Below are 17,209 nucleotides of genomic sequence, written 5' to 3'. Positions count from 1 at the left end.
TGATCCACCCGATCGCGATGGACGATGGTCTGCGTTTCGCAATCCGTGAAGGCGGCCGTACCGTTGGCGCGGGCGTTGTAGCTAAAGTTCTGGGCTAATTCGTTAGCTTTGAATAAAAAAGGGCGCTTCGGCGCCCTTTTTGCTGTCCGTCGTTCAGCGAAAAGGGCGGTGCTACTGGCGATTCATAACGTGCGCTGCGGCGGATAATGAGTAAATGGTCTATTGTAATCATAACTATTCTCATTTAATATTTGTGCATAAATTGAACGGGAGTTTATATGTACGTTTGTTTGTGCAATGGCGTCAGCGATAAAAAAATTCGCCAGGTTGTTCGCCAGTTTCAACCGCAATCTTTTCAGCAATTACGTAAGTTTGTTCCCGTTGGAAATCAATGCGGTAAGTGTGTTCGCGCGGCGCGGGAAGTTATGGAAGATGAATTAACCACCATGCCGGAATTCAAAGAAATCGCCTGAAGTCCACGCTTCTATTTTGACATCCCTATAGGCCGGACTACGCTTCAATGAGTGGAAGCGGAGGGACTATATAATGAAAGGTGATGTCAAAATCATAAGTTATCTCAATAAATTATTGGGAAATGAGCTGGTCGCAATTAATCAGTACTTTCTCCATGCGAGAATGTTCAAAAACTGGGGCCTGATGCGCCTCAACGATATTGAGTACCACGAATCCATCGACGAAATGAAGCACGCCGATAAATACATCGAGCGTATTCTTTTTCTCGAAGGTATCCCGAATCTGCAGGATCTCGGCAAACTTGGCATCGGTGAAGATGTGGAAGAGATGCTGCAGTCCGATTTAAGACTGGAGCTGGAGGGGGCGCAAAACCTGCGCGAGGCGATCGCCTATGCCGACAGCGTCCATGACTACGTCAGCCGCGATATGATGATTGAGATCCTGGCGGATGAAGAAGGCCATATCGACTGGCTGGAAACCGAACTCGATCTGATCGGCAAAATCGGTCTGCAAAATTACCTGCAGTCGCAGATCAAAGTGTCAGACTAGCCAGCGTCTGACACCCGCACCAGAAACCCGCGGCCGCCAGAAATGGCCCAAACGGCAGCGGGTTGTTCCCCCACCATTTACTGCTCCCGCCGTACCTGGCGTACAAACCTGATACTGCCCACACCGTGCAGGCGAGCAGCGATGCCACCAGTAGCAGCTGCGGCAGCAATCGCCAGCCATGCCAGGCGCCGAGGGCGGCGAGATATTTGATATCCCCATACCCCAATCCCTCATAGCCGCGGATCCCGCGATATAGCCAGTAAAGCACAGCCAAACTGAGATAGCCGGCTATCGCCCCCCAGACGGCATCATGAAGCTGGTGCGGCGCCAGACAGAGATAAAAAAGCAAACCACTCCACAGCAGGGGACAGGTGTAACGGTCGGGCAGCAGGCCGTGACGCAGGTCCTGGTGGCATAAGGCTAAGGTCAATCCGCTATAGCACAGCAAGAAGGGGAGGGCGGCGAGCATGGTTAACCCCGCAATCGTCAAAGAACATCGTCTCACTATGCTTATTGTCCCCGTACAGTGCAAAAGGGACTTCCCTGGAATGGATGGCGCTATCCGCGTTAATTTGCCGCGTTGTCACCCGGTACCGTTCGCTAGCGCGAAGGTGCGCAAATCCTGGTGATGATTTTCTAAACAGCACTTGCGTAGCGCCAGAATTTGCGTATAATGCGCGGGCCTGTCAAAGTTGACGGCCGGTTCAATATGAACCCTGGTAATCGCAGTTGGGTTATCAAACAATGTCCCCAATCGGGGGGCTATGTAAGAACGGTTACACTCTCCCATCAATCGTAATGGGTATGAGGAGTAATCATTTCGTCTATAAAATAATTGGAGCTCTGGTCTCATGCAGAACCAAAGAATCCGTATCCGCCTGAAAGCGTTTGATCATCGTCTGATCGATCAATCAACCGCGGAAATCGTCGAGACTGCTAAGCGCACTGGTGCGCAAGTCCGTGGTCCGATCCCGCTGCCGACCCGCAAAGAGCGCTTTACCGTTCTGATCTCCCCGCACGTCAACAAAGACGCGCGTGACCAGTACGAAATTCGCACTCACAAGCGTCTGGTTGACATCGTTGAGCCAACTGAAAAAACCGTTGATGCTCTGATGCGTCTGGATCTGGCTGCCGGTGTAGACGTGCAGATCAGCCTGGGTTAATCAGGTCATCGAGCGATTGAGAGGTTGAAACAATGATTGGTTTAGTCGGTAAAAAAGTGGGCATGACCCGCATCTTCACTGAAGATGGCGTTTCTATCCCAGTAACCGTAATCGAAGTTGAAGCAAACCGTGTTACTCAGGTTAAAGACCTGGCTAACGATGGCTACCGCGCAATCCAGGTTACCACCGGTGCTAAAAAAGCTAACCGTGTAACCAAGCCGGAAGCGGGTCACTTCGCTAAAGCTGGCGTTGAAGCTGGCCGTGGTCTGTGGGAATTCCGTCTGGCTGACGGCGAAGAATTCACCGTAGGTCAGAACATTAGCGTTGAACTGTTTGCTGACGTTAAAAAAGTTGACGTAACCGGTACCTCTAAAGGTAAAGGTTTTGCTGGTACCGTTAAGCGCTGGAACTTCCGTACCCAGGACGCTACTCACGGTAACTCCTTGTCCCACCGCGTTCCGGGTTCTATCGGTCAGAACCAGACTCCGGGCAAAGTGTTCAAAGGCAAGAAAATGGCAGGTCAGCTGGGTAATGAGCGTGTAACCGTTCAGAGCCTGGACGTAGTACGTGTTGACGCTGAGCGCAACCTGCTGCTGGTTAAAGGTGCTGTCCCGGGTGCGACCGGTAGCGACCTGATCGTTAAACCAGCTGTGAAGGCGTGAGGAGATAGCAATGGAATTAGTATTGAAAGACGCGCAGAGCGCGCTGACTGTTTCCGAAACTACCTTCGGTCGTGATTTCAACGAAGCGCTGGTTCACCAGGTTGTTGTTGCTTATGCAGCTGGTGCGCGTCAGGGCACTCGTGCTCAGAAGACTCGTGCTGAAATCACTGGCTCCGGTAAAAAACCGTGGCGCCAGAAAGGTACCGGCCGTGCGCGTTCTGGTTCTATCAAGAGCCCGATCTGGCGTTCCGGTGGCGTGACCTTTGCTGCTCGTCCGCAGGACCACAGTCAAAAAGTTAACAAGAAGATGTACCGCGGCGCGCTGAAAAGCATCCTGTCCGAACTGGTACGTCAGGATCGTCTGATCGTTGTCGAGAAGTTCTCTGTTGAAGCGCCGAAAACTAAGCTGCTGGCACAGAAACTGAAAGACATGGCTCTGGAAGATGTGCTGATCATCACCGGTGAGCTGGACGAGAACCTGTTCCTGGCCGCACGTAACCTGCACAAGGTTGACGTACGTGATGCGAACGGTATCGACCCGGTTAGCCTGATCGCCTTCGACAAAGTCGTAATGACTGCTGATGCTGTTAAGCAAGTTGAGGAGATGCTGGCATGATTCGTGAAGAACGTCTGCTGAAGGTGCTGCGCGCACCGCACGTTTCTGAAAAAGCGTCTACTGCGATGGAAAAAACAAACACCATCGTTCTCAAAGTTGCTAAAGACGCGACCAAAGCAGAAATCAAAGCTGCTGTGCAGAAACTGTTTGAAGTCGAAGTCGAAGTCGTTAACACCCTGGTTGTTAAAGGGAAAGTTAAACGTCACGGACAGCGTATCGGTCGTCGTAGCGACTGGAAAAAAGCTTACGTCACCCTGAAAGAAGGCCAGAATCTGGACTTCGTTGGCGGCGCTGAGTAAGTCGGAGGAGTAATACAATGGCAGTTGTTAAATGTAAACCGACATCTCCGGGTCGTCGCCACGTCGTTAAAGTGGTTAACCCAGAGCTGCACAAGGGCAAACCTTTTGCTCCGTTGCTGGAAAAAAACAGCAAATCCGGTGGTCGTAACAACAATGGCCGTATCACCACCCGTCATATCGGTGGTGGCCACAAGCAGGCTTACCGTATTGTTGACTTCAAACGCAACAAAGATGGTATCCCGGCAGTTGTTGAACGTCTTGAGTACGATCCGAACCGCTCCGCGAACATCGCGCTGGTTCTGTACAAAGACGGCGAGCGCCGTTACATCCTGGCCCCGAAAGGCCTGAAAGCTGGCGACCAGATTCAGTCTGGCGTTGATGCTGCAATCAAAGCAGGCAACACCCTGCCGATGCGCAATATCCCGGTTGGTTCTACCGTTCATAACGTAGAAATGAAACCAGGTAAAGGCGGTCAGCTGGCTCGTTCCGCTGGTACTTACGTTCAGATCGTTGCTCGCGACGGTGCTTATGTCACCCTGCGTCTGCGTTCTGGTGAAATGCGTAAAGTCGAAGCAGACTGCCGCGCTACTCTGGGCGAAGTTGGCAATGCTGAGCATATGCTGCGCGTTCTGGGTAAAGCAGGTGCTGCACGCTGGCGTGGTGTTCGTCCTACCGTTCGCGGTACTGCGATGAACCCAGTAGACCACCCACATGGTGGTGGTGAAGGTCGTAACTTTGGTAAGCACCCGGTATCCCCGTGGGGCCTGCAGACCAAAGGTAAGAAGACCCGCAGCAACAAGCGTACTGATAAATTCATCGTACGTCGCCGTAGCAAATAATTTTAGAGGATAAGCCATGCCACGTTCTCTCAAGAAAGGTCCTTTTATTGACCTGCACTTGCTGAAGAAGGTAGAGAAAGCGGTGGAAAGCGGAGACAAGAAGCCCCTGCGCACTTGGTCCCGTCGTTCAACGATCTTTCCTAACATGATCGGTTTGACCATCGCTGTCCATAATGGTCGTCAGCACGTTCCAGTATTTGTTTCCGACGAAATGGTCGGTCACAAACTGGGTGAATTCGCACCGACTCGTACTTATCGCGGCCACGCTGCTGATAAAAAAGCGAAGAAGAAATAAGGTAGGAGGAAGAGATGGAAACTTTAGCTCAACATCGCCATGCTCGTTCTTCTGCTCAGAAGGTTCGCCTTGTAGCTGACCTGATTCGCGGTAAGAAAGTGTCGCAGGCCCTGGATATTCTGACCTACACCAACAAAAAAGCTGCTGTACTGGTCAAGAAGGTACTGGAATCTGCCATTGCTAACGCTGAACACAACGATGGCGCTGACATTGATGATCTGAAAGTTGCGAAAATTTTCGTAGACGAAGGCCCGAGCATGAAGCGCATTATGCCGCGTGCTAAAGGTCGTGCAGATCGCATCCTGAAGCGCACCAGCCACATCACTGTGGTTGTGTCCGATCGCTGAGACTCTGGAGACTAGCAATGGGTCAGAAAGTACATCCTAATGGTATTCGCCTGGGTATTGTCAAACCATGGAACTCTACCTGGTTCGCGAACACCAAAGAATTCGCTGACAACCTGGACAGCGATTTTAAAGTACGTCAGTTCCTGACTAAAGAACTGGCTAAAGCGTCTGTATCTCGCATCGTTATCGAGCGTCCGGCTAAGAGCATTCGTGTGACCATTCACACCGCTCGCCCGGGTATCGTTATCGGTAAGAAAGGCGAAGACGTAGAAAAACTGCGCAAGGTCGTAGCGGATATCGCTGGCGTACCTGCACAGATCAATATCGCCGAAGTTCGTAAACCTGAACTGGACGCAAAACTGGTTGCTGACAGCATCACTTCTCAGCTGGAACGTCGCGTTATGTTCCGTCGTGCGATGAAGCGTGCTGTACAGAACGCAATGCGTCTGGGCGCTAAAGGTATCAAAGTTGAAGTTAGCGGCCGTCTGGGCGGCGCGGAAATCGCACGTACCGAATGGTACCGTGAAGGTCGCGTACCGCTGCACACTCTGCGTGCTGACATCGACTACAACACCTCTGAAGCGCACACCACTTACGGTGTAATCGGCGTTAAGGTATGGATCTTCAAAGGTGAGATCCTGGGTGGTATGGCTGCTGTTGAACAACCGGAACCGGCTGCTCAACCTAAAAAGCAGCAGCGTAAAGGCCGTAAATAAGGAGCGTCGCTGATGTTACAACCAAAGCGTACAAAATTCCGTAAAGTGCACAAAGGCCGCAACCGTGGTCTGGCGCAGGGTACGGATGTTAGCTTCGGCACTTTCGGTCTGAAAGCTGTTGGCCGTGGTCGTCTGACTGCACGTCAGATCGAAGCAGCACGTCGTGCTATGACCCGTGCAGTTAAGCGTCAAGGTAAGATCTGGATCCGTGTATTCCCGGACAAACCGATCACCGAGAAGCCGCTGGAAGTTCGTATGGGTAAAGGTAAAGGTAACGTGGAGTACTGGGTTGCCTTGATTCAGCCGGGTAAAGTCCTGTATGAAATGGACGGTGTACCGGAAGAGCTGGCCCGTGAAGCATTCGGCCTGGCAGCAGCGAAACTGCCGATCAAAACCACCTTTGTAACTAAGACGGTGATGTAATGAAAGCAAAAGAGCTGCGTGAAAAAAGCGTTGAAGAGCTGAACGCTGAGCTGCTGAACCTGCTGCGTGAGCAGTTCAACCTGCGCATGCAGGCTGCAAGTGGCCAGCTGCAACAGACTCATCTGCTGAAGCAAGTGCGTCGTGATGTTGCACGCGTTAAGACTTTACTGACTCAGAAGGCGGGTGCGTAATGACCGATAAAATCCGTACTCTGCAAGGTCGCGTAGTTAGCGACAAAATGGAGAAATCCATTGTTGTTGCTATCGAACGTATGGTGAAACACCCGGTTTACGGCAAATTCATCAAACGTACGACCAAACTGCACGTACATGACGAGAACAACGAATGCGGTATCGGCGACAAGGTTGAAATCCGCGAATGCCGTCCGCTGTCCAAGACTAAGTCCTGGACGCTGGTTCGCGTTGTAGAGAAAGCGGTTCTGTAATAGAGTACGCATTCTCGATACGGATAAACGGCTCAGCGATGAGCCGTTTATTTTTTCTACCCATATCTGGTTTGTGGTGTTATAATGCCGCGCCCTCGATATGGGGCTTTTTAACGACCCTAATTTTCGGGTCTCAGTAGTAGTTGACATTAGCGGAGCACTAAAATGATCCAAGAACAGACTATGCTGAACGTCGCCGACAACTCCGGTGCACGTCGCGTAATGTGTATCAAGGTTCTGGGTGGCTCGCACCGTCGCTACGCAGGCGTAGGCGACATCATCAAGATCACCATCAAAGAAGCAATTCCGCGTGGTAAGGTCAAAAAAGGTGATGTGCTGAAGGCGGTAGTGGTGCGCACCAAGAAGGGTGTTCGTCGCCCGGACGGTTCTGTCATTCGCTTCGATGGTAATGCATGCGTTATTCTGAACAATAACAGCGAGCAGCCTATCGGTACGCGTATTTTTGGGCCGGTAACTCGTGAACTTCGTACCGAGAAGTTCATGAAAATTATCTCTCTGGCACCAGAAGTACTCTAAGGAGCGAATCATGGCAGCGAAAATCCGTCGTGATGACGAAGTTATCGTGTTAACCGGTAAAGATAAAGGTAAGCGCGGTAAAGTTAAGAATGTCCTGTCTTCCGGCAAGGTCATTGTTGAAGGTATCAACCTGGTTAAGAAACACCAGAAGCCGGTTCCGGCTCTGAACCAACCAGGCGGCATCGTTGAAAAAGAAGCTGCAATTCAGGTTTCTAACGTTGCAATCTTCAATGCGGCAACCGGCAAGGCTGACCGTGTAGGCTTTAGATTCGAAGACGGCAAAAAAGTCCGTTTCTTCAAGTCTAACAGCGAAACTATCAAGTAATTTGGAGTAGTACGATGGCGAAACTGCATGATTACTACAAAGACGAAGTAGTTAAGAAACTCATGACTGAGTTTAACTACAATTCTGTCATGCAAGTCCCTCGGGTCGAGAAGATCACCCTGAACATGGGTGTTGGTGAAGCGATCGCTGACAAGAAACTGCTGGATAATGCAGCAGCTGACCTGGCAGCAATCTCCGGTCAAAAACCGCTGATCACCAAAGCACGCAAATCAGTTGCAGGCTTCAAAATCCGTCAGGGCTATCCGATCGGCTGTAAAGTAACTCTGCGTGGCGAACGCATGTGGGAGTTCTTTGAGCGCCTGATCACTATTGCTGTACCGCGTATTCGTGACTTCCGCGGCCTGTCCGCTAAGTCTTTCGACGGTCGTGGCAACTACAGCATGGGTGTCCGTGAGCAGATCATCTTCCCAGAAATCGACTACGATAAAGTCGACCGCGTTCGTGGTTTGGATATTACCATTACCACTACTGCGAAATCTGACGAAGAAGGCCGTGCTCTGCTGGCTGCCTTTGACTTCCCGTTCCGCAAGTAAGGTAGGGTTACTTAATGGCTAAGCAATCAATGAAAGCACGCGAAGTAAAGCGCGTGGCTTTAGCTGATAAATTCTTCGCTAAACGCGCTGAACTGAAAGCTATCATCTCTGATGTGAACGCAACCGACGAAGATCGTTGGAATGCCGTTCTCAAGCTGCAGACTCTGCCGCGTGATTCCAGCCCGTCTCGTCAGCGTAACCGCTGCCGTCAAACAGGTCGTCCGCATGGTTTCCTGCGGAAGTTCGGGTTGAGCCGTATTAAGGTCCGTGAAGCCGCTATGCGCGGTGAAATCCCGGGTCTGAAAAAGGCTAGCTGGTAATTGTCACCAATTGAATCACGGGAGTAAAGACAGATGAGCATGCAAGATCCGATCGCGGATATGCTGACCCGTATCCGTAACGGTCAGGCCGCGAACAAAGCTGCGGTCACCATGCCTTCCTCCAAGCTGAAAGTGGCAATCGCCAACGTGCTGAAGGAAGAAGGTTTTATCGAAGATTTTAAAGTTGAAGGCGACACCAAGCCGGAACTGGAACTGACTCTTAAGTATTTCCAGGGTAAAGCTGTTGTAGAAAGCATTCAGCGTGTCAGCCGCCCAGGTCTGCGCATCTATAAGAAAAAAGATGAGCTGCCGAAAGTTATGGCCGGTCTGGGTATCGCAGTTGTTTCTACCTCTAAAGGTGTTATGACTGATCGTGCAGCGCGCCAGGCTGGTCTTGGTGGCGAAATTATCTGCTACGTAGCCTAATCGGAGGAAAAAATGTCTCGTGTTGCTAAAGCACCGGTCGTTGTTCCTGCCGGCGTTGATGTAAAAATCAACGGTCAGGTTATTACGATCAAAGGTAAAAACGGCGAGCTGACTCGTACTCTCAACGATGCTGTTGAAGTTAAACATGCAGATAATGCACTGACCTTCGGTCCGCGTGATGGTTACGCAGACGGTTGGGCTCAGGCTGGTACCGCGCGTGCCCTGCTGAACTCAATGGTTATCGGTGTTACCGAAGGCTTCACTAAGAAGCTGCAGCTGGTTGGTGTAGGTTATCGTGCAGCGGTCAAAGGGAATGTAGTAAACCTGGCTTTAGGTTTCTCTCACCCGGTTGATCATCAGCTGCCTGCGGGTATCACTGCAGAATGTCCGACTCAGACTGAAATCGTGCTGAAAGGCGCTGATAAGCAGGTGATCGGCCAGGTTGCAGCAGATCTGCGCGCCTACCGTCGTCCTGAGCCTTACAAAGGCAAGGGTGTTCGTTACGCCGACGAAGTCGTGCGTACCAAAGAGGCTAAGAAGAAGTAAGGTAACACTATGGATAAGAAATCTGCTCGTATCCGTCGTGCGACCCGCGCACGCCGCAAGCTCCAGGAGCTGGGCGCAACTCGCCTGGTGGTACATCGTACCCCGCGTCACATTTACGCACAGGTAATTGCACCGAATGGTTCTGAAGTTCTGGTAGCTGCTTCTACTGTAGAAAAAGCTATCGCTGAACAACTGAAGTACACCGGTAACAAAGACGCTGCTGCAGCTGTGGGTAAAGCTGTCGCTGAACGCGCTCTGGAAAAAGGCATCAAAGATGTTTCCTTTGACCGTTCCGGGTTCCAATATCATGGTCGTGTCCAGGCACTGGCAGATGCTGCCCGTGAAGCTGGCCTTCAGTTCTAAGGTAGAGGTGTAAGATGGCTCACATCGAAAAACAAGCTGGCGAACTGCAGGAAAAGCTGATCGCGGTAAACCGCGTATCTAAAACCGTTAAAGGTGGTCGTATTTTCTCCTTCACAGCTCTGACTGTAGTTGGCGATGGTAACGGTCGCGTTGGTTTTGGTTACGGTAAAGCGCGTGAAGTTCCAGCAGCGATCCAGAAAGCGATGGAAAAAGCCCGTCGCAATATGATTAACGTCGCGCTGAACCACGGCACCCTGCAGCACCCGGTTAAGGGTACTCACACGGGTTCTCGTGTATTCATGCAGCCGGCTTCCGAAGGTACCGGTATCATCGCCGGTGGTGCAATGCGCGCTGTTCTGGAAGTCGCTGGGGTTCGTAACGTTCTGGCTAAAGCGTATGGTTCCACTAACCCGATTAACGTGGTTCGTGCAACTATCGACGGTCTGGAAAACATGAAGTCCCCGGATATGGTCGCTGCCAAGCGTGGTAAATCCGTTGAAGAAATTCTGGGGAAATAAACCATGGCAAAGACTATTAAAATTACTCAAACCCGCAGTGCAATCGGTCGTCTGCCGAAACACAAGGCAACGCTGCTTGGCCTGGGTCTGCGTCGTATTGGTCACACCGTAGAGCGCGAGGATACTCCTGCTGTTCGTGGTATGGTCAACGCGGTTTCCTTCATGGTTAAAGTTGAGGAGTAAGAGATGCGTTTAAATACTCTGTCTCCGGCCGAAGGCTCCAAAAAGGCGGGTAAACGCCTGGGTCGTGGTATCGGTTCTGGCCTCGGTAAAACCGGTGGTCGTGGTCACAAAGGTCAGAAATCTCGTTCTGGCGGTGGCGTACGTCGCGGTTTCGAGGGTGGTCAGATGCCTCTGTACCGTCGTCTGCCGAAATTCGGCTTCACTTCTCGTAAAGCGATGATCACCGCAGAGATCCGTCTCTCCGATCTGGCTCACGTAGAAGGCGATGTAGTAGACCTGAACGCGCTGAAAGCGGCTAACATTATCGGTGTCCAGATCGAGTTCGCGAAAGTGATCCTGTCTGGTGAGGTAACTCGTCCGGTAACTGTTCGTGGCCTGCGTGTGACTAAAGGTGCTCGTGCTGCTATCGAAGCTGCTGGCGGTAAAATTGAGGAATAAGTAGCAGATGGCTAAACAACCGGGATTAGATTTTCAAAGTGCCAAAGGTGGCCTTGGCGAACTGAAACGCAGACTTCTGTTTGTGGTCGGTGCGCTGATAGTGTTCCGTATTGGCTCTTTTATTCCGATCCCTGGTATTGATGCCGCTGTACTTGCCAAACTGCTTGAGCAACAGCGAGGCACCATCATTGAAATGTTCAACATGTTCTCTGGTGGTGCTCTCAGCCGTGCTTCTATCTTTGCATTGGGGATTATGCCGTATATCTCGGCATCAATCATCGTGCAGCTGCTGACGGTGGTTTATCAACCGCTGGCGGAACTGAAGAAAGAAGGGGAGTCTGGTCGTCGTAAGATCAGCCAGTACACCCGCTACGGTACTCTGGTGCTGGCGATATTCCAGTCGATCGGTATTGCTACCGGTCTGCCGAATATGCCTGGTATGCAGGGCCTGGTGATTAATCCAGGCTTTGCATTCTATTTCACCGCTGTTGTTAGTCTGGTCACAGGGACTATGTTCCTGATGTGGCTCGGCGAACAGATCACTGAACGCGGTATCGGTAACGGTATCTCGATCATTATCTTCGCCGGTATCGTTGCGGGACTCCCGCCGGCCATCGCCCATACTATCGAGCAAGCGCGTCAAGGCGACCTGCACTTCCTCCTGTTGCTGTTGGTTGCAGTATTAGTATTTGCAGTGACCTTCTTTGTTGTATTCGTTGAACGTGGACAACGCCGCATTGTGGTAAACTACGCGAAACGTCAACAGGGTCGTCGTGTCTATGCTGCACAGAGCACACATTTACCGCTGAAAGTGAATATGGCGGGGGTAATCCCGGCAATCTTCGCTTCCAGTATTATACTGTTCCCGGCAACCATCACGTCATGGTTCGGGGGTGGTACTGGTTGGAACTGGCTGACAACAATTTCGCTGTATTTGCAGCCTGGGCAACCGCTTTATGTGTTACTCTATGCGTCTGCAATCATCTTCTTCTGTTTCTTCTACACGGCGTTGGTTTTCAACCCGCGTGAAACAGCAGATAACCTGAAGAAGTCCGGTGCATTTGTACCAGGAATTCGTCCGGGAGAGCAAACGGCGAAGTATATCGATAAAGTGATGACTCGCCTGACTCTGGTTGGTGCGTTGTACATTACTTTTATCTGCCTGATCCCGGAGTTCATGCGTGACGCGATGAAAGTGCCGTTCTACTTCGGTGGGACCTCGCTGCTTATCGTTGTTGTCGTGATTATGGACTTTATGGCTCAAGTGCAAACTCTGATGATGTCCAGTCAGTATGAGTCTGCATTGAAGAAGGCGAACCTGAAAGGCTACGGCCGCTAAAACTGGTCGCCCGAGAAGTTACGGAGAGTAAAAATGAAAGTTCGTGCTTCCGTCAAGAAATTATGCCGTAACTGCAAAATCGTTAAGCGTGATGGCGTCATCCGTGTGATTTGCAGTGCCGAGCCGAAGCATAAACAGCGCCAAGGCTGATTTTTTCGCATATTTTTCTTGCAAAGTTGGATTGAGCTGGCTAGATTAGCCAGCCAATCTTTTGTATGTCTGTACGTTTCCATTTGAGTATCCTGAAAACGGGCTTTTCAGCATGGTGCGTACATATTAAATAGTAGGAGTGCATAGTGGCCCGTATAGCAGGCATTAACATTCCTGATCACAAACATACCGTAATCGCTTTAACCGCTATTTTCGGTATCGGCAAAACCCGTTCTAAAGCCATCTGCGCTGAAACGGGCATCGCTGAAAATGTTAAGATCAGTGAGCTGTCTGAAGAACAAATTGATATTCTGCGTGAAGCAGTAGGTAAATTTGTCGTTGAAGGTGATCTGCGCCGTGAAATCACCCTGAGCATCAAGCGTCTGATGGACCTTGGTTGCTACCGTGGTTTGCGTCATCGTCGTGGTCTCCCGGTTCGCGGTCAGCGTACCAAGACCAACGCACGTACCCGTAAGGGTCCGCGTAAACCGATCAAGAAATAATCGGGGTGATTGAATAATGGCAAAGGCACCAATTCGTGCACGTAAGCGTGTAAGAAAACAAGTCTCTGACGGCGTGGCTCATATCCATGCTTCTTTTAACAACACCATCGTTACCATTACTGATCGTCAGGGTAACGCACTGGGTTGGGCAACAGCCGGTGGTTCCGGTTTCCGTGGTTCTCGCAAATCCACTCCGTTCGCAGCTCAGGTTGCAGCAGAGCGTTGCGCAGAAGCCGTAAAAGAATACGGCATCAAGAATCTGGAAGTTATGGTCAAAGGTCCGGGTCCGGGTCGCGAATCTACCATTCGTGCACTGAACGCCGCTGGTTTCCGCATCACTAATATTACTGATGTGACTCCGATCCCTCATAACGGTTGTCGTCCGCCGAAAAAACGTCGCGTATAACGCTGCGTTTTCCAGGTTAGTTGGAGAAAGAAAATGGCAAGATATTTGGGTCCTAAGCTCAAGCTGAGCCGTCGTGAGGGCACCGACTTATTCCTTAAGTCTGGCGTTCGCGCGATCGATACCAAGTGTAAAATTGAACAAGCTCCTGGCCAGCACGGTGCGCGTAAGCCGCGTCTGTCTGACTATGGTGTGCAGTTGCGTGAAAAGCAAAAAGTTCGCCGTATGTACGGTGTGCTGGAGCGTCAGTTCCGTAACTACTATAAAGAAGCAGCACGTCTGAAAGGCAACACCGGTGAAAACCTGTTGGCTCTGCTGGAAGGTCGTCTGGACAACGTTGTATACCGTATGGGCTTCGGCGCCACTCGTGCTGAAGCACGCCAGCTGGTTAGCCACAAAGCGATTATGGTAAACGGTCGTGTTGTTAACATCGCTTCTTATCAGGTTAAAGCGAATGACGTTGTCAGCATTCGTGAGAAAGCGAAAAAGCAATCTCGCGTGAAAGCCGCTCTGGAGCTGGCTGAGCAGCGTGAAAAGCCAACCTGGCTGGAAGTTGATGCTGGCAAGATGGAAGGTACGTTCAAGCGTCAGCCGGAGCGTTCTGATCTGTCTGCGGACATTAACGAACACCTGATCGTCGAGCTTTACTCCAAGTAAAGCTTAGTACCAAAGAGAGGACACAATGCAGGGTTCTGTGACAGAGTTTCTAAAACCGCGCCTGGTCGATATCGAGCAAGTGAGTTCGACGCACGCCAAGGTGACCCTTGAGCCTTTAGAGCGTGGCTTCGGCCATACTCTGGGTAACGCACTGCGCCGTATTCTGCTCTCATCGATGCCGGGTTGCGCGGTGACCGAGGTTGAGATTGATGGTGTACTGCACGAGTACAGCACCAAAGAAGGCGTTCAGGAAGACATCCTTGAAATCCTGCTCAACCTGAAAGGGCTGGCGGTGAGAGTTCAGGGTAAAGATGAAGTCATCCTTACTTTGAATAAATCTGGCATTGGCCCTGTGACCGCAGCCGACATTACCCACGACGGTGATGTCGAAATCGTCAAGCCGCAGCACGTGATTTGCCACCTGACTGATGAGAACGCTGCTATCAGCATGCGTATCAAAGTTCAGCGCGGTCGCGGTTATGTGCCGGCTTCTGCCCGAATTCATTCGGAAGAAGATGAGCGCCCAATCGGCCGTCTGCTGGTCGACGCCTGCTACAGCCCTGTAGAGCGTATTGCCTACAATGTTGAAGCTGCGCGTGTAGAACAGCGTACCGACCTGGACAAGCTGGTCATCGAAATGGAAACCAACGGCACAATCGATCCTGAAGAGGCGATTCGTCGTGCGGCAACCATCCTGGCTGAACAACTGGAAGCTTTTGTTGACTTACGTGATGTACGTCAGCCAGAAGTGAAAGAAGAGAAACCAGAATTCGATCCGATCCTGCTGCGCCCTGTTGACGATCTGGAATTGACTGTCCGCTCTGCTAACTGCCTCAAGGCAGAAGCTATCCACTATATCGGTGATCTGGTACAGCGTACCGAGGTTGAGTTGCTGAAAACGCCGAACCTGGGTAAAAAATCTCTTACTGAGATTAAAGACGTGCTGGCTTCCCGTGGACTGTCTCTGGGCATGCGCCTGGAAAACTGGCCACCAGCAAGCATTGCTGACGAGTAACCGGATCACAGGTTAAGGTTTTACTGAGAAGGATAAGGTCATGCGCCATCGTAAGAGTGGTCGTCAACTGAACCGCAACAGCAGCCATCGCCAGGCTATGTTCCGTAACATGGCAGGTTCGCTGGTTCGTCATGAAATCATCAAGACGACCCTGCCGAAAGCGAAAGAACTGCGTCGCGTAGTTGAGCCGCTGATTACTCTTGCCAAGACTGATAGCGTTGCTAATCGTCGTCTGGCATTCGCCCGTACTCGTGATAACGAGATCGTGGCAAAACTGTTTAACGAGCTGGGCCCGCGTTTCGCGAGCCGCGCCGGTGGTTACACTCGCATTCTGAAGTGTGGCTTCCGTGCAGGCGACAACGCGCCGATGGCATACATCGAGCTGGTTGATCGTGCTGAGCCGAAAGCAGAAGCTGCTGCAGAGTAATCTGTAGTAACGTAAAAAAACCCGCCCCGGCGGGTTTTTTTATATCTACCCCATCCCCACTTCACTACAATATCTGTACTCTTTTTGTTCATCCCCCGGAGCCGTAGAATGTGGTTACTGGATCAGTGGGCAGAACGCCATATCCTCGATGCCCAAACCAAAGGCGAGTTCGATAATTTACCCGGTAGCGGCGTGCCGCTAACGCTCGATGACGATTCGCATGTACCGACCGAGCTGCGGGCAGGCTATCGCCTTCTGAAGAATGCAGGGTGTCTTCCCCCGGAGCTGGAGCAGCGCAAAGAAGCGGTGGCTCTGGCAGACTTGCTGAAGGGGGTCCGTCAGGACGACCCGCGGCATGCCGAACTCAGCAAGCGCCTCGCTCTGCTCGAGCTTAAGCTGCGTCAGGCAGGACTGAACACCGACTTTTTACGCGGTGAGTACGCCGATGCGTTGCTGCACAAAATTAATCAGGAGTGAATATGTATCGTATTGGTGAGCTGGCAAAACTGGCTGATGTGACGCCAGATACCATCCGTTATTATGAAAAACAGCAAATGATGGATCATGACGTGCGCACTGAGGGGGGATTTCGTCTTTACTCGGATAACGATCTACAGCGTTTGCGCTTTATTCGCTATGCCCGTCAGCTGGGCTTTACTCTGGAAGCGATCCGCGAATTATTGTCGATCCGTATCGATCCGGAGCATCACACCTGTCAGGAGTCGAAAGGGATCGTTCAGGCGCGATTAAGCGAAGTTGAGGCGCGGATCAACGAGCTACAAACGATGCGTCGCTCTCTGCAACGGCTCAATGATGCCTGCTGCGGCACAGCTCACAGCAGTGTTTACTGTTCGATCCTCGAGGCCCTTGAGCAAGGCGCCAGCAACGGCAATACCGGGCGTTGATTTTTTGTGCGCGCGGATCTACACTCGCGCGGAATTCACACATCCACTGGAGTTACTATGAGTCGCTATCAGCATACCAAAGGACAAATTAAAGATAACGCCATTGAGGCACTTCTCCACGATCCATTATTCAGGCAGCGCGTAGAGAAGAATAAGAAAGGGAAAGGAAGCTATCAACGTAAAGATAAACATGCAGCAAGGAATGACCGGGAGGCCAGTGGCAAGCAAGCGAATCGCTTTTTTACCACTGGCCTTCTGCTTTCACTGCTGATTAAGAACGGTTGTTTTGTTCTTTCAGCAGATCGCGAATTTCGCTCAGCAGGACTTCTTCTTTAGAGGGCGCTGGCGGTGCCGCCGGAGCCTCTTCTTTCTTACGATTTAACTTATTCATCAGTTTAATCGCCATGAAAATGGCAAATGCGACGATGATGAAATCGAAAACGTTCTGAATAAACACCCCATAGTGCATCACCACTGCCGGTACATCACCCTGGGCATCGCGCAGCGTGACGGCAAACTGTTTAAAATCGATCCCGCCAATCAACAGGCCGAGCGGCGGCATAATAATATCCGCGACCAGCGACGAAACAATTTTACCGAATGCTGCACCGATGATCACACCCACTGCCAAATCGACAACGTTCCCGCGCATCGCGAATTCGCGAAACTCTTTTAAAAAACTCATTTTATTCTCCTTGAGCCAGCTGACGTTGTAAGTTTAACAAATGTATTTTCATTTGCCATTCCCCGTAGAGCGTTACAGGAAAATATT

At 51.1% G+C, this 17,209-nt stretch carries 36 protein-coding genes; 34 read left to right on the top strand and 2 right to left on the bottom strand.

Going from position 1 to position 17,209, the window contains the following annotated elements; translation table 11 throughout:
- From ABLX76_RS13230 to bfr, 3 genes are all read left to right on the top strand, one after another.
- On the top strand, window positions 1-98 hold a 98-nt coding region (locus ABLX76_RS13230), incomplete at its 5' end, for an elongation factor Tu (protein ID WP_072082015.1).
- Window positions 99-278: 180 nt separating this feature from the next.
- Window positions 279-473 (top strand): bacterioferritin-associated ferredoxin, encoded by a 195-nt coding sequence (bfd, locus tag ABLX76_RS13225; RefSeq protein ID WP_004152415.1) that lies wholly within the window; start codon window positions 279-281, stop codon window positions 471-473.
- A gap of 73 nt (window positions 474-546) precedes the next feature.
- Window positions 547-1,023 (top strand): bacterioferritin, encoded by a 477-nt coding sequence (gene bfr / locus ABLX76_RS13220; protein WP_004206792.1) that lies wholly within the window; start codon window positions 547-549, stop codon window positions 1,021-1,023.
- On the opposite strand, the gene ABLX76_RS13215 is transcribed toward bfr, so the two are convergent.
- On the bottom strand, window positions 1,007-1,492 hold the full coding sequence (locus ABLX76_RS13215; protein WP_065884007.1) for an A24 family peptidase: 486 nt from the start codon (window positions 1,490-1,492) through the stop codon (window positions 1,007-1,009). The two genes, bfr and ABLX76_RS13215, sit on opposite strands and share 17 nt — an antisense overlap.
- Window positions 1,493-1,874: 382 nt before the next feature.
- Between ABLX76_RS13215 and rpsJ the strand changes: the two genes are divergently transcribed.
- The 31 genes from rpsJ (at window position 1,875) to ABLX76_RS13060 (ending at window position 16,773) form a co-directional block, all read left to right on the top strand.
- Window positions 1,875-2,186, top strand: coding sequence for a 30S ribosomal protein S10 (gene rpsJ, locus ABLX76_RS13210; protein ID WP_001181005.1), 312 nt, complete (start codon window positions 1,875-1,877; stop codon window positions 2,184-2,186).
- 32 nt (window positions 2,187-2,218) lie between these two features.
- Window positions 2,219-2,848: a 50S ribosomal protein L3 gene (rplC, locus tag ABLX76_RS13205; protein WP_002919796.1), complete on the top strand. Its 630-nt coding sequence runs from the start codon at window positions 2,219-2,221 to the stop codon at window positions 2,846-2,848.
- 10 nt (window positions 2,849-2,858) lie between these two features.
- Window positions 2,859-3,464 (top strand): 50S ribosomal protein L4, encoded by a 606-nt coding sequence (rplD, locus tag ABLX76_RS13200; RefSeq protein WP_002919794.1) that lies wholly within the window; start codon window positions 2,859-2,861, stop codon window positions 3,462-3,464.
- The gene (gene rplW / locus ABLX76_RS13195; protein WP_000617546.1) at window positions 3,461-3,763 is read left to right on the top strand and encodes a 50S ribosomal protein L23; all 303 of its coding nucleotides are present in this window, start codon (window positions 3,461-3,463) and stop codon (window positions 3,761-3,763) included. Before rplD ends, rplW begins: the two co-directional genes overlap by 4 nt.
- A gap of 17 nt (window positions 3,764-3,780) precedes the next feature.
- Window positions 3,781-4,602 (top strand): 50S ribosomal protein L2, encoded by an 822-nt coding sequence (rplB, locus tag ABLX76_RS13190; RefSeq protein WP_002919786.1) that lies wholly within the window; start codon window positions 3,781-3,783, stop codon window positions 4,600-4,602.
- A gap of 16 nt (window positions 4,603-4,618) precedes the next feature.
- Window positions 4,619-4,897, top strand: a complete 279-nt coding sequence (gene rpsS, locus ABLX76_RS13185; RefSeq protein WP_001138115.1) for a 30S ribosomal protein S19 — start codon at window positions 4,619-4,621, stop codon at window positions 4,895-4,897.
- Between the two features lie 14 nt (window positions 4,898-4,911).
- Window positions 4,912-5,244, top strand: a complete 333-nt coding sequence (gene rplV, locus ABLX76_RS13180; RefSeq protein ID WP_002919773.1) for a 50S ribosomal protein L22 — start codon at window positions 4,912-4,914, stop codon at window positions 5,242-5,244.
- Between the two features lie 17 nt (window positions 5,245-5,261).
- On the top strand, window positions 5,262-5,960 hold the full coding sequence (gene rpsC, locus ABLX76_RS13175; protein WP_002919766.1) for a 30S ribosomal protein S3: 699 nt from the start codon (window positions 5,262-5,264) through the stop codon (window positions 5,958-5,960).
- 12 nt (window positions 5,961-5,972) lie between these two features.
- A complete protein-coding gene (rplP, locus tag ABLX76_RS13170) occupies window positions 5,973-6,383 on the top strand; it encodes a 50S ribosomal protein L16 (RefSeq protein ID WP_002919759.1) in 411 nt (136 codons plus the stop codon).
- Entirely contained in the window at window positions 6,383-6,574 is a 192-nt protein-coding gene (gene rpmC, locus ABLX76_RS13165) for a 50S ribosomal protein L29 (RefSeq protein ID WP_002919754.1), read from the top strand. Before rplP ends, rpmC begins: the two co-directional genes overlap by 1 nt.
- A complete protein-coding gene (rpsQ, locus tag ABLX76_RS13160) occupies window positions 6,574-6,828 on the top strand; it encodes a 30S ribosomal protein S17 (protein WP_002919751.1) in 255 nt (84 codons plus the stop codon). Before rpmC ends, rpsQ begins: the two co-directional genes overlap by 1 nt.
- 165 nt (window positions 6,829-6,993) lie before the next feature.
- The gene (gene rplN, locus ABLX76_RS13155; RefSeq protein ID WP_002919748.1) at window positions 6,994-7,365 is read left to right on the top strand and encodes a 50S ribosomal protein L14; all 372 of its coding nucleotides are present in this window, start codon (window positions 6,994-6,996) and stop codon (window positions 7,363-7,365) included.
- A 10-nt stretch (window positions 7,366-7,375) separates the two neighbouring features.
- Window positions 7,376-7,690, top strand: coding sequence for a 50S ribosomal protein L24 (gene rplX / locus ABLX76_RS13150; RefSeq protein WP_000729185.1), 315 nt, complete (start codon window positions 7,376-7,378; stop codon window positions 7,688-7,690).
- Between the two features lie 14 nt (window positions 7,691-7,704).
- Window positions 7,705-8,244 (top strand): 50S ribosomal protein L5, encoded by a 540-nt coding sequence (gene rplE / locus ABLX76_RS13145; RefSeq protein WP_001096200.1) that lies wholly within the window; start codon window positions 7,705-7,707, stop codon window positions 8,242-8,244.
- Between the two features lie 14 nt (window positions 8,245-8,258).
- Complete coding sequence (gene rpsN, locus ABLX76_RS13140) at window positions 8,259-8,564, top strand: 30S ribosomal protein S14 (protein ID WP_002919667.1); 306 nt, start codon at window positions 8,259-8,261, stop codon at window positions 8,562-8,564.
- A 33-nt stretch (window positions 8,565-8,597) separates the two neighbouring features.
- Window positions 8,598-8,990, top strand: a complete 393-nt coding sequence (gene rpsH, locus ABLX76_RS13135; RefSeq protein WP_002919665.1) for a 30S ribosomal protein S8 — start codon at window positions 8,598-8,600, stop codon at window positions 8,988-8,990.
- A 12-nt stretch (window positions 8,991-9,002) separates the two neighbouring features.
- Window positions 9,003-9,536, top strand: a complete 534-nt coding sequence (gene rplF / locus ABLX76_RS13130) for a 50S ribosomal protein L6 (protein ID WP_002919662.1) — start codon at window positions 9,003-9,005, stop codon at window positions 9,534-9,536.
- Window positions 9,537-9,545: 9 nt separating this feature from the next.
- The gene (gene rplR / locus ABLX76_RS13125; protein WP_000358960.1) at window positions 9,546-9,899 is read left to right on the top strand and encodes a 50S ribosomal protein L18; all 354 of its coding nucleotides are present in this window, start codon (window positions 9,546-9,548) and stop codon (window positions 9,897-9,899) included.
- 14 nt (window positions 9,900-9,913) lie between these two features.
- A complete protein-coding gene (rpsE, locus tag ABLX76_RS13120) occupies window positions 9,914-10,417 on the top strand; it encodes a 30S ribosomal protein S5 (protein ID WP_002919545.1) in 504 nt (167 codons plus the stop codon).
- A gap of 3 nt (window positions 10,418-10,420) precedes the next feature.
- Window positions 10,421-10,600, top strand: a complete 180-nt coding sequence (rpmD, locus tag ABLX76_RS13115) for a 50S ribosomal protein L30 (RefSeq protein WP_001140434.1) — start codon at window positions 10,421-10,423, stop codon at window positions 10,598-10,600.
- Window positions 10,601-10,603: 3 nt separating this feature from the next.
- The gene (gene rplO, locus ABLX76_RS13110; RefSeq protein WP_002919516.1) at window positions 10,604-11,038 is read left to right on the top strand and encodes a 50S ribosomal protein L15; all 435 of its coding nucleotides are present in this window, start codon (window positions 10,604-10,606) and stop codon (window positions 11,036-11,038) included.
- 7 nt (window positions 11,039-11,045) lie between these two features.
- Complete coding sequence (secY, locus tag ABLX76_RS13105; RefSeq protein WP_002919515.1) at window positions 11,046-12,377, top strand: preprotein translocase subunit SecY; 1,332 nt, start codon at window positions 11,046-11,048, stop codon at window positions 12,375-12,377.
- Between the two features lie 33 nt (window positions 12,378-12,410).
- Window positions 12,411-12,527, top strand: coding sequence for a 50S ribosomal protein L36 (rpmJ, locus tag ABLX76_RS13100; RefSeq protein ID WP_000868187.1), 117 nt, complete (start codon window positions 12,411-12,413; stop codon window positions 12,525-12,527).
- Window positions 12,528-12,673: 146 nt separating this feature from the next.
- On the top strand, window positions 12,674-13,030 hold the full coding sequence (gene rpsM, locus ABLX76_RS13095; protein ID WP_002919259.1) for a 30S ribosomal protein S13: 357 nt from the start codon (window positions 12,674-12,676) through the stop codon (window positions 13,028-13,030).
- A gap of 16 nt (window positions 13,031-13,046) precedes the next feature.
- Window positions 13,047-13,436 carry a 30S ribosomal protein S11 gene (gene rpsK, locus ABLX76_RS13090; protein WP_002919257.1) on the top strand — a complete coding sequence of 130 codons (390 nt, stop codon included), beginning with the start codon at window positions 13,047-13,049 and terminating at the stop codon, window positions 13,434-13,436.
- A gap of 33 nt (window positions 13,437-13,469) precedes the next feature.
- Entirely contained in the window at window positions 13,470-14,090 is a 621-nt protein-coding gene (gene rpsD, locus ABLX76_RS13085; RefSeq protein ID WP_002919224.1) for a 30S ribosomal protein S4, read from the top strand.
- Between the two features lie 25 nt (window positions 14,091-14,115).
- Window positions 14,116-15,105, top strand: a complete 990-nt coding sequence (gene rpoA / locus ABLX76_RS13080; protein WP_002919219.1) for a DNA-directed RNA polymerase subunit alpha — start codon at window positions 14,116-14,118, stop codon at window positions 15,103-15,105.
- 40 nt (window positions 15,106-15,145) lie between these two features.
- Entirely contained in the window at window positions 15,146-15,532 is a 387-nt protein-coding gene (rplQ, locus tag ABLX76_RS13075) for a 50S ribosomal protein L17 (RefSeq protein WP_002919206.1), read from the top strand.
- A gap of 108 nt (window positions 15,533-15,640) precedes the next feature.
- The gene (locus ABLX76_RS13070; protein ID WP_065884003.1) at window positions 15,641-16,009 is read left to right on the top strand and encodes a DUF1992 domain-containing protein; all 369 of its coding nucleotides are present in this window, start codon (window positions 15,641-15,643) and stop codon (window positions 16,007-16,009) included.
- A gap of 2 nt (window positions 16,010-16,011) precedes the next feature.
- Complete coding sequence (zntR, locus tag ABLX76_RS13065; protein ID WP_023291172.1) at window positions 16,012-16,437, top strand: Zn(2+)-responsive transcriptional regulator; 426 nt, start codon at window positions 16,012-16,014, stop codon at window positions 16,435-16,437.
- Window positions 16,438-16,494: 57 nt separating this feature from the next.
- Window positions 16,495-16,773 carry a ribosome alternative rescue factor ArfA gene (locus ABLX76_RS13060; protein WP_023291171.1) on the top strand — a complete coding sequence of 93 codons (279 nt, stop codon included), beginning with the start codon at window positions 16,495-16,497 and terminating at the stop codon, window positions 16,771-16,773.
- Here ABLX76_RS13060 and mscL read toward each other — a convergent pair.
- Window positions 16,709-17,122: a large-conductance mechanosensitive channel protein MscL gene (mscL, locus tag ABLX76_RS13055; RefSeq protein WP_004145325.1), complete on the bottom strand. Its 414-nt coding sequence runs from the start codon at window positions 17,120-17,122 to the stop codon at window positions 16,709-16,711. The two genes, ABLX76_RS13060 and mscL, sit on opposite strands and share 65 nt — an antisense overlap.
- Window positions 17,123-17,209 lie beyond the last annotated feature (87 nt).

It is taken from the genome of Klebsiella sp. JB_Kp004 (assembly GCF_040065795.1).
GTDB classification, from domain to species: domain Bacteria; phylum Pseudomonadota; class Gammaproteobacteria; order Enterobacterales; family Enterobacteriaceae; genus Klebsiella; species Klebsiella quasipneumoniae.
This window is presented reverse-complemented; position numbering and strand designations above follow the sequence as displayed.